The 13,228-nt window shown below is 74.3% G+C and carries 11 protein-coding genes; 7 read left to right on the top strand and 4 right to left on the bottom strand.

Translation table 11 applies throughout. The features are described 5' to 3' along the window. Positions 1-2: 2 nt before the first annotated feature. On the bottom strand, positions 3-731 hold the full coding sequence (locus tag FHD63_RS06035) for a VOC family protein (protein WP_139720975.1): 729 nt from the start codon (positions 729-731) through the stop codon (positions 3-5). Positions 732-815: 84 nt separating this feature from the next. On the opposite strand from FHD63_RS06035, the gene FHD63_RS06030 reads away from it, so the two are divergent. Further along, complete coding sequence (locus tag FHD63_RS06030) at positions 816-2,183, top strand: short-chain fatty acid transporter (RefSeq protein ID WP_139720974.1); 1,368 nt, start codon at positions 816-818, stop codon at positions 2,181-2,183. A 5-nt stretch (positions 2,184-2,188) separates the two neighbouring features. On the opposite strand, the gene nagB is transcribed toward FHD63_RS06030, so the two are convergent. Genes nagB through FHD63_RS06015 form a run of 3 tightly spaced genes read right to left on the bottom strand, consistent with a single transcriptional unit; the run spans position 2,189 to position 6,179 of the window. Next, complete coding sequence (nagB, locus tag FHD63_RS06025; protein ID WP_139720972.1) at positions 2,189-2,974, bottom strand: glucosamine-6-phosphate deaminase; 786 nt, start codon at positions 2,972-2,974, stop codon at positions 2,189-2,191. Continuing rightward, positions 2,974-4,194, bottom strand: a complete 1,221-nt coding sequence (locus tag FHD63_RS06020) for an anhydro-N-acetylmuramic acid kinase (RefSeq protein WP_139720970.1) — start codon at positions 4,192-4,194, stop codon at positions 2,974-2,976. Before FHD63_RS06020 ends, nagB begins: the two co-directional genes overlap by 1 nt. Further along, positions 4,191-6,179 (bottom strand): N-acetylmuramic acid 6-phosphate etherase, encoded by a 1,989-nt coding sequence (locus tag FHD63_RS06015; protein WP_139720968.1) that lies wholly within the window; start codon positions 6,177-6,179, stop codon positions 4,191-4,193. Before FHD63_RS06015 ends, FHD63_RS06020 begins: the two co-directional genes overlap by 4 nt. Positions 6,180-6,260: 81 nt before the next feature. Between FHD63_RS06015 and FHD63_RS06010 the strand changes: the two genes are divergently transcribed. The 6 genes from FHD63_RS06010 to FHD63_RS05985 are packed head-to-tail and all read left to right on the top strand — an operon-like array spanning position 6,261 to position 13,221. Then, positions 6,261-7,865: a glycoside hydrolase family 10-like protein gene (locus FHD63_RS06010; protein WP_139720966.1), complete on the top strand. Its 1,605-nt coding sequence runs from the start codon at positions 6,261-6,263 to the stop codon at positions 7,863-7,865. Beyond that, the gene (locus FHD63_RS06005) at positions 7,862-8,665 is read left to right on the top strand and encodes a GntR family transcriptional regulator (RefSeq protein ID WP_139720964.1); all 804 of its coding nucleotides are present in this window, start codon (positions 7,862-7,864) and stop codon (positions 8,663-8,665) included. Before FHD63_RS06010 ends, FHD63_RS06005 begins: the two co-directional genes overlap by 4 nt. 47 nt (positions 8,666-8,712) lie before the next feature. Further along, the gene (locus FHD63_RS06000; RefSeq protein ID WP_139720962.1) at positions 8,713-10,017 is read left to right on the top strand and encodes a sugar ABC transporter substrate-binding protein; all 1,305 of its coding nucleotides are present in this window, start codon (positions 8,713-8,715) and stop codon (positions 10,015-10,017) included. After that, positions 10,014-10,919 carry a carbohydrate ABC transporter permease gene (locus tag FHD63_RS05995; protein ID WP_139720960.1) on the top strand — a complete coding sequence of 302 codons (906 nt, stop codon included), beginning with the start codon at positions 10,014-10,016 and terminating at the stop codon, positions 10,917-10,919. The genes FHD63_RS06000 and FHD63_RS05995 overlap by 4 nt, the downstream gene beginning before the upstream one ends. Beyond that, positions 10,916-11,737 (top strand): carbohydrate ABC transporter permease, encoded by an 822-nt coding sequence (locus tag FHD63_RS05990; RefSeq protein WP_139720959.1) that lies wholly within the window; start codon positions 10,916-10,918, stop codon positions 11,735-11,737. The genes FHD63_RS05995 and FHD63_RS05990 overlap by 4 nt, the downstream gene beginning before the upstream one ends. After that, positions 11,734-13,221 (top strand): glycoside hydrolase family 3 N-terminal domain-containing protein, encoded by a 1,488-nt coding sequence (locus tag FHD63_RS05985; RefSeq protein WP_139720957.1) that lies wholly within the window; start codon positions 11,734-11,736, stop codon positions 13,219-13,221. Before FHD63_RS05990 ends, FHD63_RS05985 begins: the two co-directional genes overlap by 4 nt. The last annotated feature ends 7 nt before the right edge of the window (positions 13,222-13,228 follow it).

Raw genomic sequence — 13,228 nt, 5'->3', positions numbered from 1 at the left:
CCTCAGTCCTGCGCGTCCGCGAGCACGCAGAACTCGTTGCCGGACACGTCGCGCATCACCGTCCACGGGTGGCCCTGGGCCCAGTCCTCGGTCGCCAGGACTGCCCCGAGCGAGAGCGCCAGGTCCACGAGAGCTCGCTGGTCCGGCCCGTCCGGGGTCGGCCGGACATCGAGGTGGGTGCGGTTCTGGCGCACCTTCGGAGCCGGCTCGGGGCACAGCTCGAGCAGCGGTCCGCGCAGGCTCGGGTGCCGCAGGGTGACCGGACCGACCCCCTCGGCGGGCACCCAGCCGGTGAGCGCGGCATACAGCTCGGCGTCCCGCTCCGGGTCCACGCTGTCGAATGGGAGGGCCGCGATCGGCCCGGTGCCGGAGTAGGCGCCGCGCTCCTCCATCACGCAGAAGGGGTTGCCGTCCGGGTCGGCCAGCACGACCCACGGCACCGCCCCCTGGCCGATGTCGAGCCGGGTGGCGCCCAGGCCGGTCAGCCGCTCGACGACCTCCTCCTGCTGCGCACCCCCCAGCAGGTCGAGGTGCAGCCGCCACCCCGGGGGCGGCGGGTCGGCGGCCGGCTCGATGCAGAGGTCGAGCCACACCTCGTCGTCGACCCGCAGCCGGCCCTCGTAGTTGTCCGGGTTGCCGGGGGCCAGGTCGACCAGACCCAGCGCGGCCGACCAGAACCGGCCGGTCCTCCTCGGGTCGCGTGCCTGCATGACGATGTTCTCCAGCCGCATGTCGCGAGCCTAGGTCTGCTGGGTGGCAGCCGTCGTCCGCTAACGTCTGCTGCGCCCTGCCCCCCAGACATCGAGGTCACCCGCATGAGCCAGACATCGCCCAGGACCCGCACCGGCGTCCAGCGCGCCATGGGCCCGCTGAACTCCGTCGTCGAGCGCTTCATCCCCTCGGCGCTGGTCTTCGCGATCGTCCTGACCGTCCTCGTCATGGTCGCCGCCCTCGGCCTCACCGACGCCGGGCCGGTCGAGGTGGTCCGCGCCTGGGGCGACGGGCTGTCCGGGCTGCTGGCGTTCATGACCCAGATGGCGCTCATCCTGCTGCTCGGCTACATCCTGGCCAACACCGGCCCGGTCCGTGCGGGGCTGCGCCGGCTCGCGGCGGTCCCCCGCGGCCGCGTCATGCCCTACGTCTTCGTCGCCCTGGTGACCTGCGTCGCCGGACTCTTCACCTGGGGCCTCGGCCTGGTCGTGGGCGCCCTGCTGGCCAAGGAGGTCGCCGCCGAGGGCCGCCGCCGCGGCGAACCGCGGCACTTCCCGCTGCTGGTCGCCGCGGGCTACACCGGCATGGTCGTCTGGCACATGGGTTACTCCGGCTCGGCGCCCCTCGTCGCCGCCACCCCGGACAGCTTCGTCAGCGAGCAGCTCGGGCAGCCGTTGCCGATCACCGAGACGACCTTCTCGACGTGGAACATCGTCACCGCCGTCCTGGCCGTCGCCGTGGTCGCTGGCACCATCGCGCTCATGGCCCCGCGCCACGGCGCCGGGACCGTCGAGATGCCCGAGCACCGGATGGCCGACGACGAGGTGACCTACGAGGTCGCCACCCCGGCGGACCGGCTGGACGCGTCCCGCGTGCTGACCCTCGTGCCCGGCCTGCTGCTGCTGGCCTACCTCGTCATCCACTTCAGCGGGGGCGGCACGATCACGCTGGACATCGTCAACTGGAGCTTCCTCACCCTCTGCCTGCTCCTGGTCCGCAACCCCTTCGAGATCATCGAGCTCACCCAGCGGGCGGCGTCCAACGTCGGGGAGATCCTCCTGCAGTTCCCGCTGTATGCCGGGATCATGGGCATCATGGCCGGCACCGGGCTCATCACGGTGCTCTCGCAGGCGCTCGTCTCGGTCTCCACGCCCGCGACGTTCGGCCTGCTGGCCTTCCTGTCCGCCGGCATCGTCAACTTCTTCGTGCCCTCCGGCGGCGGCCAGATCGCCGTCCAGGGCCCGGTGCTCCTCGAGGCCGCGAGCAGCCTGGGTGTCGACCCCGAGGTGGCCGTCATGGCGATCGCCTACGGCGACCAGTGGACCAACATGATCCAGCCGTTCTGGGCGCTGCCGCTGCTGGCCATCGCGGGCCTGAAGATCCGCGACATCCTCGGCTACACCACTGTCATCCTGCTCACCACCGGGGTGCTCTTCGCCGCGGCGCTGCTGGTCCTCGGCACCGGGGTCTGACCGGGCTACAGCCCCTGCCACCCGGGCTTGGCCGCCCACGTCTCCCGGTAGTAGTCGGCGAGCTCCAGCCGGCGGGCGGCCGCCTCGTCCAGCAGCACGCTGACGTGCGGGTGCCACTGCAGGACGGTGCCCGGCCAGCGGGCCGACACCGCCCCCTCGACGAGCTCGGCGGCGGCCCGGGCCTTGTGCTCCCCCGTGGCCAGGAGCACGACGTGGCGGGCCTGCAGGATCGTGCCCAGGCCCTGGGTGAGGCAGTGCGTCGGCACCGCGTCGACGTCGCCGTCGAAGAAGCGGGCGTTGTCCTCCCGGGTGCGCCGGGTCAGCGTCTTGATGCGGGTGCGGCTGGCGAGCGAGGAGCCCGGCTCGTTGAAGGCGATGTGCCCGTCGCTGCCGAGCCCGAGGAGCTGCACGTCGACGCCACCCGCCTGCTCGATGCGGCGCTCGTAGTCGGCCGCCGCGGCCGGCAGGTCGTCGGCGTCGCCGGGCGGGGTGTGCACCCGCTCCGGGGGGATGCCGGCGGGGTCGGTGAGCTGCTCCCGGATCTCGGTGCGGTAGCTGGCCGGATGGCCCTGGGGCAGCCCGACGTACTCGTCCAGCGAGAACGTGCTCACCCCGCCGAGGTCGAGGGTGCCGGCCCGCACCCGGGCGAGGAGGTCGGCATACACCGGGCGCGGGCTGGAGCCGGTGGCGAGGCCGAGCACGGCGTCCCGGCGGGAGCGCACGAGCCGGGCCACGACGTCCCCCGCCAGCGCGCCGAGCTGCTCCTCGTCCTGGCAGATCACGACCTCCATCAGGCCACCACCTCCAGACGGGACGGGACGGTGATGGCGGGCTCGGGCAGCCGCAGCGCGCCGTGCCCGGGGGTGATGCGTCCGGCGAGCCGCGCGTGCCGCGCCCCGGTCACCCCGGCGACCGTGCCCGGCAGCCCGTGCCAGGTGAGGAAGCCCAGGAGCGCGAAGAGGCACGCCTCCTTGGCGTCGACGGGTATGCCGTGGGCCTCGCTCGTCACCACGTGGGCGTCGGGCAGCGCCCGGGTCAGGCCGCCGAGCAGGGTGGTGTTGTGCGCCCCGCCGCCGCTCACCACGACCTCGCCGGGCGCGAACGGCGCAAGCGCCTCGGCCACGGTGCGCACGGTCAGCTCGGTGAGGGTCGCGAGCAGGTCGGCGGGCGGGACCTCCCGCGCCAGCCCCGCCAGCGCCGCGTCGACGTGGGCGAGGTGGAAGCGCTCCTTGCCGGTCGTCTTCGGCGGTGGCAGCGCGTAGTAGTCGTCGGCCAGCAGCAGCGCCAGCAGCTCGTCGTCGACCCTGCCGGCCGCGGCTCCTGCGCCGTCGGCGTCGTAGGTCCGGCGGCCGCCGGTCTGCCGCGCTACCACGGCGTCGACGAGCGCGTTGGCCGGGCCCGTGTCGAAGGCGCGCACCGCCGGGGCTGCCAGGGCCGCCGGGCTCTCCGGGGTCGCCGGGGTCGGGGTGTCGGCGGCGGGGACGACGGTGACGTTGGCGATGCCGCCGAGGTTGAGGGCGGCGCAGGTGTGACCGCGCCCACCCAGCCAGAGCGCGTCCCAGGTGCTGGCCAGCGGTGCCCCCTGGCCGCCCGCCGCGACGTCGGCGACGCGCAGGTCGGACACGACGGGGGCCCCGGTGCGCTCGGCCACCCAGGCCGGCTGGCCCAGCTGGAGGGTGCCCCTGACCTCGCCGTCGACGACGTCGTGGAAGAGCGTCTGGCCGTGCGAGGCGACCAGGTCCGGGCTCGCTCCGGCGAGCTCGACGCCGAGCGTGCCCACCGCCCCGGCGAAGGCCTGGCCGAGCCGGGTGTCGAGACGGCACACCTCCTGCATCCCAATCCGGCCGGGCGGGAACGCCGCGAGGACGTCCGCGCGCAGGCCGGGCTCGAAGGGCACCGTGCCCGAGCCCAGCAGCCGAGCGCGCACCACGTCGCCGTCCAGGCGCAGGTCGAGCGCCGCGACGTCGATGCCGTCCACGCTCGTGCCGGACCCCGCGCCGACGACGATCACCGGGGCTCCCCGCCCGCCCGGGCCAGCGCCCCCCGCACCGACCCGTCGCCCTCGGCGAGGGCCGTCCGGGCCTGGTCGGACGGCACCCCTCCGAGGAGCTGGACCACCGCGACCTTCGTGCTCCACCCGGACTCCTCCAGGGCGGCCGTCGCCGCCGCGGCGTCGCACCCGGCGACCCGCTGGACCATCCGCACCGCGCGGTCGCGCAGCTTGATGTTGGAGGCCTGCATGTCGACCATGAAGGGCCCGTGCGTCTTCCCGAGCCGCACCATGACGGCGGTCGACAGGGCGCCCAGCAGCATCTTCTGCGCGGACCCGGCCTTGAGGCGGGTGGAGCCGCTGATGACCTCGGGCCCGGTCGGGACCTCGATCGCGTGGTCGGCCCCGGCCGAGGCCCGGGCGCCCTCGTTGTTGGAGACCGCGACGGTGAGCGCGCCGACCTCGGCGGCCGCCGCCAGCCCGTGCAGGACGTAGGGGGTGCGCCCCGACGCGCTGATGCCCACGACGACGTCCTGGGGGCCGACGCCGGCCTCGCGCACCATGGCCGCTCCCGCGGGGCCGTCGTCCTCGGCGCCCTCGCGGGCCTGCACCATCGCCTCCACGCCCCCGGCGGGCAGCGCCCGCACGAGCTCGGCGGGGGTGCCGTAGGTCGGCGGCAGCTCCGAGGCGTCGACGAAGGCCAGCCGCCCGGGCGTCCCGGCGCCGAGGTAGAACATCCGGCCGCCGCCGCGCAACCGGTCGGCAATGTCGTCCACGGCGGCCGCGACGGTGGGGACGACCTGCAGCAGGGCGGGCGCGACCGTGGCCTCGGCCTCCCAGAGCTCGCGCAGCACCGAGCCGGTGTCGCGCTCGTCGAGGTCGAGCAGGTCGTCGCGCACCCCCTCGGTCGCGAGGGCGCCGATGACCTCGACGCGGGTGTCGTCCGCGGGCTCCGGGGTGGTTCGGAGTGTCCCGACCGCGTGTCCTGTGCCCGAAGGGGTGTCGTCCGCGGGCTCCGGGGTGGTTCGGAGTGTCCCGGCCACGCGTCCGGTGCGGGAGGTCACGGTGACCTGGTCGGCGAGGACCGTGCCCGGCCCGCCCGACCACGCCTGCCGGGCGAGGGTCTCGGCACCGTCCAGCGAGGTCCCGGCCGCCGGCAGCACGGTGCCTCCCACCGCGGCCGCGAAGGGCTCGGTGAGCAGCGGCCCGACCTCGGCGAGTCCTCCGGCCAGGCACACGGGCAGGCCGGGGTCCACCGCGTCGCGCGCCGCCACCGCCGTGCGGGCCAGCGCCGCGCCGGCCTCCGCCCAGATCCGCACCGCCGCGTCGTCCCCCGCCCGCGCGGCGTCGGCGACGTCCCGGGCGAAGGAGGCGACGAGGCGGGAGGGGTGCTCGGCGGAGTGCACCGCCGAGGGCAGCCCGGCCAGGTCGCCGAAGCGCCGCGTCGCCGCGCGCTCCAGGGCGGCCGACCCTCCTCGGCCGTCCCGGTGCTCGAGCGCGGCGCGCAGGCCGGCCCGCCCCACGGCATACCCGCTGCCGTCGTCGCCGAGCAGGAAGCCCCAGCCGTCGCGCACCGCGGTGCGACCGGCCCCGTCGGCCGCGAGGGCCACGGCGCCGGTGCCCGCCGCCACGACGACCGCGGGCCGGTCCCCCACCGCCCCGACGAAGGTCGTCGTGACGTCCCCGGTGAGCACCACGGTGTCGGCGACCTGGTCCAGCAGCGCCGCGGCCAGGGCCTCCCGTCGGGCACTGGCCGCGTGGTAGCCCACCAGCCCGACGGCCAGCACGCCCACCCGCGACCCGTCCAGCCCGAGCGCGCCGGTCAGCGACCGCACGACCCCCACGACCTGCTCCACCCCGTCGGCGGCGGCCAGGCCGACGACCCCCGGGCCGGCCGCCTCGCGCACCTCCCCGCCGGACCGCCAGCGGCCCCGGGCTCCCGTCTTGCCGAGGTCCACCGCCAGGAGGTCGACCGCCACGCCGTCGTGCTCGTTCGTCGTTGACATCACGGGAGGCAGTATGCCAACCTCTGGACCATTGGTCTAGCACCGTTGGTCTAGAAGACTCTGACAAGGACGTGAGAGCAGATGCCCGCACCGCACCCCCGCCGCCACCGCACCCTCCTCGCGAGCGCCGTCGTCCCCCTCGGGGCCGCGCTCGCCCTCGGGGGTGCCGCGACCTCCCAGGCCGCCCCGGCGCCGACCGGAGCGCCGTGGACCACGTGCAGCCCGGCGCCCGAGGCGCCCCTGCACGAGATGCGCGGGGTGTGGATCGCCAGCGTCGCCAACATCGACTGGCCCTCCCGGCCGGGGCTGAGCCCGCAGGAGGCGCAGGCCGAGCTGGAGGCGTGGTACGACGAGGCGGTCGCCTCCGGCCTCAACAGCGTCTTCGTGCAGGTGCGGCCGACGGCCGACACCTTCTGGCCCTCCGAGCTGGAGCCGAGCAGCGCCTGGCTCACCGGCGAGCAGGGCGCCGACTTCGGCGGCTGGGACCCGATGGCCTTCGCCGTCGAGCAGGCCCACGCGCGCGGCCTGGACTTCCACGCCTGGTTCAACCCCTACCGCGTCACGCTCACCGGCACCGACCCCTCGGTGCTCGCCGAGGACCACCCGGCGCGGGTCAACCCCGACTGGACGGTGGCCTACGGCGGCAAGCTCTACTACGACCCGGGCGTCCCGGCCGTCCGTGAGCACACCACCGCGGTCATCATGGAGGCGGTCGAGCGCTACGACATCGACGGCGTCCACTTCGACGACTACTTCTACCCCTACCCGGTGGCGGGCCAGGAGTTCCCCGACGACGAGAGCTACGCGGCCTACGGCGCGGGCTTCGCGGACCGCGGCGACTGGCGGCGCGACAACGTCAACCGGCTCATCGAGGGCCTGCACGAGCAGATCGAGGCCGCCAAGCCGCACGTCGCCTTCGGGGTCAGCCCGTTCGCCGTCTGGCGCAACGCCGGCACCGACCCGGAGGGCTCGGACACGACGGCCGGCGCGCAGACCTACGACGACCTGTACGCCGACACCCGCCTGTGGGTGCAGCAGGAGTGGATGGACTACGTCCTGCCCCAGGTCTACTGGGCCATCGGCTTCGCCCCGGCCGCCTACGACGTGCTCGTCCCGTGGTGGAGCGAGCAGGTCGACGGCACCGACGTGGCGCTGTGGATCGGGCAGGCGACCTACAAGGTCGGCACGTCCACCCAGTCGCCGGAGTGGTCCGAGCCCGAGGAGATGGTGCGCCACCTCGACCTCAACGAGGACTACGAGCAGGTCACCGGGGACGTCTACTTCTCCGCCAAGGACGTCCGGGCCGACCGGCTCGACCACTGGTCGCTCCTGCAGGCCGAGCACTACCCCGGCCCCGCGCTGCCGCCCGCCCTCAACCCCGGCACCACCCCCGAGGTCCCGGCCCCGACCCAGGTCCGCACCGAGCGCACCGCGGAGGGCACCGCGCTGTCCTGGAGCCACGCCGGCGACGACGCCGGGTTCGCCGTCTACCGCGTCGACGACGCCCGCGGCCCGGGTCGTGTCGCCTGCGACGACCTGGACGCCGACAGCCTCGTCGCCGTGCTGGGCACCGGTGACACCGACTGGGTCGACGCCGACGGTGACCGGCACGACGTCTACGTCGTCACCGCGCTCTCGGCCGACAACACCTCGTCCACCGCGTCCCGGCCGGTGCGCGGACGATGAGCGCCGAACCGGCTCGCGAGCCGGCCCCGGGACCGGCCGCGACCCCCGCCGCGGGCGGACCACCGGACCCCGCCCACGGTTCCCGGGGCGCCAAGGCCGAGCTGGTCCGCCAGCGCCTGGAGGACCTCATCGCCCCCATGCGCCCCGGGGAGCCGCTGCCCGCCGAGCGCGACCTCGCCGCCGACCTGGGGGTGGCCCGGATGACCCTGCGCCGCGTGGTCGAGTCGCTCGTCGCCGACCACCGGCTCATCCGCCGCCCGGGCGCGGGCACCTTCGTGGCGCCCGAGCGGGTCGACCAGCAGCTGTCCGCCACGTCGTTCTCCACGGACATGCGCTCGCGCGGCATGACCCCGGGGGCGCACACCGTTTGGGCCCGGCAGCAGCCGGCGGGCATGATGCTCGCCTCGGTGCTGGGGGTCGACCCGACCTCCGGCGTCATCCACGTGCGCCGGGTCCGCACCGCCGACGGCGAGCCGATGGCGCTGGAGGACCTGCACGTCCCGGCCGAGCTGGTCCCCGGGCTGACCGGGGCCGACCTCGAGGACGCCTCGTTCTACCAGCTGCTCGAGGCGCGCTACGGGCTCACCATCAGCGCCGGGACGCAGACCATCGAGCCGCACCTCGTCACGGCCGAGGAGGCCGAGCAGCTGCGGACCACGGCAGGCTCCCCCGCCTTCCTCTTCGAGCGCACCTCCCGGGTCGCCGACGGGCAGGTGGCGGAGTTCGTCCGCTCGGTCTACCGCGGCGACCGCTACCGCATCCTCGTCGACCTCTTCCCCGCCTCCGGCGGACGACCCTGACCACGGCATACCTCCGACCCCGCTCCCACCACCCGGAAGGACACATCATGAAGCGCACCACCCGCCTGCTCGCGCTGGCGACGGCCACCACCCTCACGCTCACCGCGTGCGGAGGTGGTGGTGAGGACACCGGCTCCGGCGGCGACGCCGGCTCCGAGGGCGGCGACGCCTCGGGCGAGACCCTCACCGTCTGGATCATGGAGGGGACCAACCCCGACGCGACCCCGTTCTTCGAGGAGGTCAGCACCGCCTTCGAGGACGAGACCGGCGCCACCCTCGACATCCAGTACGTCCCGTGGGCCTCGGCCCACGACAAGTTCACCAACTCCATCGCCGGCGGCACCGGCCCGGACGTCGCCGAGGTCGGCACGACCTGGACCCCGGAGTTCGGCGACGCGGGCGCCCTCATGGACGTCTCCGGCCGGATCGACGAGGCCGGGCTGGCCGACGGCTACGTGGACAGCGTGCTCGAGTCCGGCACCGTCGACGGCGCGGTCTACGGCGCGCCCTGGTACGCCGGGGTCCGTTCGATCATCTACCGCACCGACCTGCTCGAGGAGGCCGGCGTCGAGCCGCCCACCACGTGGGACGAGCTGGTGAGCGTCGGCGAGGCGCTCAAGGAGAGCGACCCCGACCTCATCCCCTTCCCGGTCCCCAACTCGACGCACACCACCACCCCGTTCATCTGGGGCGCGGGCGGTCAGGTCGCGACGCAGGAGGGCGACACCTGGGTCTCCGGGCTGGACTCCCCCGAGTCGATCGAGGGCCTGCAGTTCCTCGAGAGCCTGGCCGGGGAGCACGACCTGTCGACGCCGGCCGCGAGCACCTGGAACGAGGCCGACACCCGCGACGCCTTCGCCCGCGGCGAGGCCGGCATGATCATCAGCGGCTCCTGGACCCCGAAGTCGATCGTCGAGGCCAACCCCGACCTCGAGGGCAAGCTGGGCGTCGTGCCCATCCCCGGCCCGGACGGCGGCATGTCGCCCTCCTTCGCCGGCGGCTCGCACCTGTCCGTCTTCGAGACGACCGACAACGAGGACCTCGCCTGGACCTTCGTCGAGATGATGACGACCGGCGAGTATGCCGAGATGTGGGGCGAGCAGACCGGCTTCTTCCCGGCGACCAACGACCTGCTCACCCAGCTCGAGGAGGCCGACGACCCGCTGGTCGCGCCGTTCGCGATGCAGATGAAGGACGGCAGCGCCACGCTCCCGGTCACCCCGCTGTGGGGCCAGGTCGAGGGCGCGCAGACGATCCCCGCGATGATGGAGTCCGTCCTGGGCGGCAAGGCCGACGTCGAGGAGGCCGCCACCACCGCCGCGGACGAGATGAACGAGATCTTCGGCTCGTGAGCTCGCCCGCCCTGGGGTCGGCGCGGCGGCCGTGGCTGCTGCTCGCGCCGACCCTGGCCGTCATCGGCATCCTGCTGCTGTGGCCCATGGTGCGGGTCGTCGTCCTGTCCTTCCAGGACTTCGGCCTACGCGAGCTGGTCCGCGGCGGTGCCGAGCTGGTCGGCCTGCAGAACTACCGCGACATCCTCACCGACGAGCGGCTCTGGCGGGTGGCGCTGCCCAACACGGTCGTCTTCGCGCTCGTCTGCGTGGTCCTGACCGTCGTCGTCGGCACCCTCGTGGCGTTGCTGCTGCACCGCCTCTCCCCCGGCTGGCGGACCGTGGTGATGATGGCGGTCATGGCCGCCTGGGCGGTGCCGGCCGTGACCGGCACCTACGTCTGGGTCTACCTCTTCGACGCCCGGGCCGGGTTCCTCACCGGCGTCCTCGGCCAGCTGGGCCTCGTCGACGTCACCACCCAGAACCTCTTCACCGAGCGCGGCTGGTTCTACGCCATCGCCACCCTCAACGTCGTCCACCACGGCTTCCCGTTCGTCGCGGTGACGGTGCTCGCCGGGCTGGTGACCATCCCCTCCGAGCTGCCGGAGGCGGCGATGATCGACGGCGCCAACGCCTGGCAGCGGTTCCGCCACGTCACGCTGCCCATGCTCAAGCCGGTCTTCGCGATCGTCACCATCCTGTCCACGATCTGGGACTTCAAGGTCTTCACCCAGATCTACCTCATGCCCGGCGGGGACGGCTCCAACCGCGAGGTGCTCAACCTGGGCACGTGGAGCTACATCACCGCCATGTCGCAGAACCAGTTCGGTCTCGGCGCGGCGATCGCCGTGCTGCTGACGGTCCTGCTGCTCGTCATCACCGCGGTCTACCTGCGGACCCTGTTCAAGGAGGAGGAGCTGTGAGGCGGCTGCTCGGGCGGGGCGGGCTGGTGCTCGCCAGCGTCGTCGTCGTGGTCTTCAGCATCTTCCCGGTCTTCGTCATGGTCGGCACCGCGCTCGACCCGGCCGCCAACGCCGGCGGGCGCGGCGTCATCCCCTCCGGGATCTCCTTCGAGCACTTCGGCCGGGTGCTGTCGCAGACCCGCTTCCCGGACTACCTGCTCAACTCGCTCATCGTCGCGGTCGTCACTGTCGTGGCCAGCGGCCTGCTGGCGCTCTTCGCCGCGGTGGCGGTGGCGCGCTTCCGCTTCTCCGGGCGCACCAAGATCCTCATGATGATCCTCATCGTGCAGATGGTGCCCATGGAGGCGCTGGTCATCCCGCTGTTCCTCCAGGCCAAGACGCTCGGTCTGCTCAACAGCCTGCTGGGGCTGTCGGTGGTCTACATCGCCTTCAGCCTGTCCTTCGCGATCTGGACGCTGCGGGGCTTCGTGGCCGCGGTGCCCGTCGAGCTGGAGGAGGCGGCCTACCTCGACGGGGCGAGCTGGTGGCAGATGTTCTGGAAGGTCCTCTTCCCGCTCGTCGCCCCGGGCCTGGTCGCGGTGAGCGTGTTCAGCTTCATCCTGGCGTGGAACGAGTTCATCTTCGCGCTCACCTTCATGGCCGACGACGACATGTACACCGCCGCCGTCGGTCTGCGGACCTTCTTCACCCGCAGCGGCACCGACTGGGGTGCCGTCATGGCGGCCAGCTCGATCATCACCGTCCCGGTCATGATCTTCTTCGTCGCCGTCCAGTCGCGGCTCTCCAGCGGCCTCATGTCAGGAGCGACCAAGGGATGACCGGCACCGACGCACCCGCCGACGACCCGCTGCTGCGCCGGGCGGCGCTCGGCGTCCTCGTCCCCGGCTTCGTGGGCACCACGCTCCCGGACTGGCTCGGCGAGCTGCTCGCGGAGGGTATGGCCGGCGTGTGGCTCTTCGGCCACAACGTCGAGGACGGCCAGCAGGTCGGGGCGCTCACCGCGCAGGTGCACGGGCGCCGTCCGGAGGCGCTCGTGGCGGCCGACGAGGAGGGCGGCACGGTCACCCGGCTGCACCACCGGGACGGCTCCCCGTGGCCGGGTGCGTGGGCGCTGGGGGTGGCCGACGACGTCGCGCTCACCCAGGAGGTGATGCGCGGGCTCGGTCACCAGCTGCGCGCGGTCGGCATCGACGTCACCGCCGCGCCGGACGCCGACGTCAACACCGAGCCGGCCAACCCGGTCATCGGGGTGCGCTCCTTCGGTCCCGACGCCGACCAGGTCGGGCGTCACGTGGCCGCGGCGGTGGCGGGCCTGGGCGAGGCGGGCGTCCTCGCCTGCGCCAAGCACTTCCCCGGCCACGGCTCCACGCGCGTGGACTCCCACCTCGACCTGCCGGTGCTCGACGTCGACGACGACGTCCTGCGGGCCCGCGAGCTCGTGCCCTTCGCCGCGGCGGTCCGCGCCGGGGTGCCGATGGTCATGACCGGCCATCTCGTCGTGCCCGGGCACGGCGACCTCCCGGCCACCCTCAACCCCTCCGTGCTGCGCGTGCTGCGCGAGGACCTGGGCTTCGAGGGCGTCATCTGCACCGACGCCCTCGACATGGCCGCCGTCGCGCAGGGCTGGGGGCGGGCCGGGTCGGCCGTGCTCGCCCTCGCCGCCGGGGCCGACCTGCTGTGCATCGGCAACCCGGTCCACCCGGGCGACTACGACGCGCGCGAGGACACCCTCGCGCTCGCCGACGCGGTCGTCGCCGCCGTGCAGCGCGGTGACCTCGCCCGCGAGCGGCTGCTCGAGGCGGCCGGCAGGGTGGCCGCGCTGGGCCGGCGGCAGGCCGAGCGGCGGGGCGCACCGACGCAGGCCGACGACCAGGCCGACGACGCGGCGGCGACCCGGGCGGGGCGGGCCGCCGCCGCTCGGGCCGTGCGGGTCACGGGTGAGGTGCCCGTGCTGCAGGCTCCGGACGTCGCCGCGCTGGGTGGTGGCGCCAACATCGCCAGCGGCGCGCGCCAGGAGGTCCTCACCCGCGTCCTGGCGCACGAGCTCGGGGGCCGGGTCGTCGAGCCGACGGGGCTCGTGACCGACGGGGCCGGGCGTGATGGACTGGTCCTCGTGAGCGACGACCACACCGACCTCGGAGACGACCTCGCCCGCGGCCTGCTGGCCCGGTGCGACGTCCTGGTGCACACCGGCATCCGCGACCTGCCGACCGGGGCCGTACCCGCCTGCGTCGTCCGGACCCACGGCGGCGGGGCGGCCAGCGCGGCCGCCGCGGCCGTCGCGCTGCGGGGGGCCCGATGAGGGAGCG

It is taken from the genome of Serinicoccus chungangensis (genome assembly GCF_006337125.1).
Lineage (GTDB): Bacteria > Actinomycetota > Actinomycetes > Actinomycetales > Dermatophilaceae > Ornithinicoccus > Ornithinicoccus chungangensis.
Note: the sequence above shows the minus strand (reverse complement) of the source record. Positions and strands in the feature narration are given on the sequence as shown.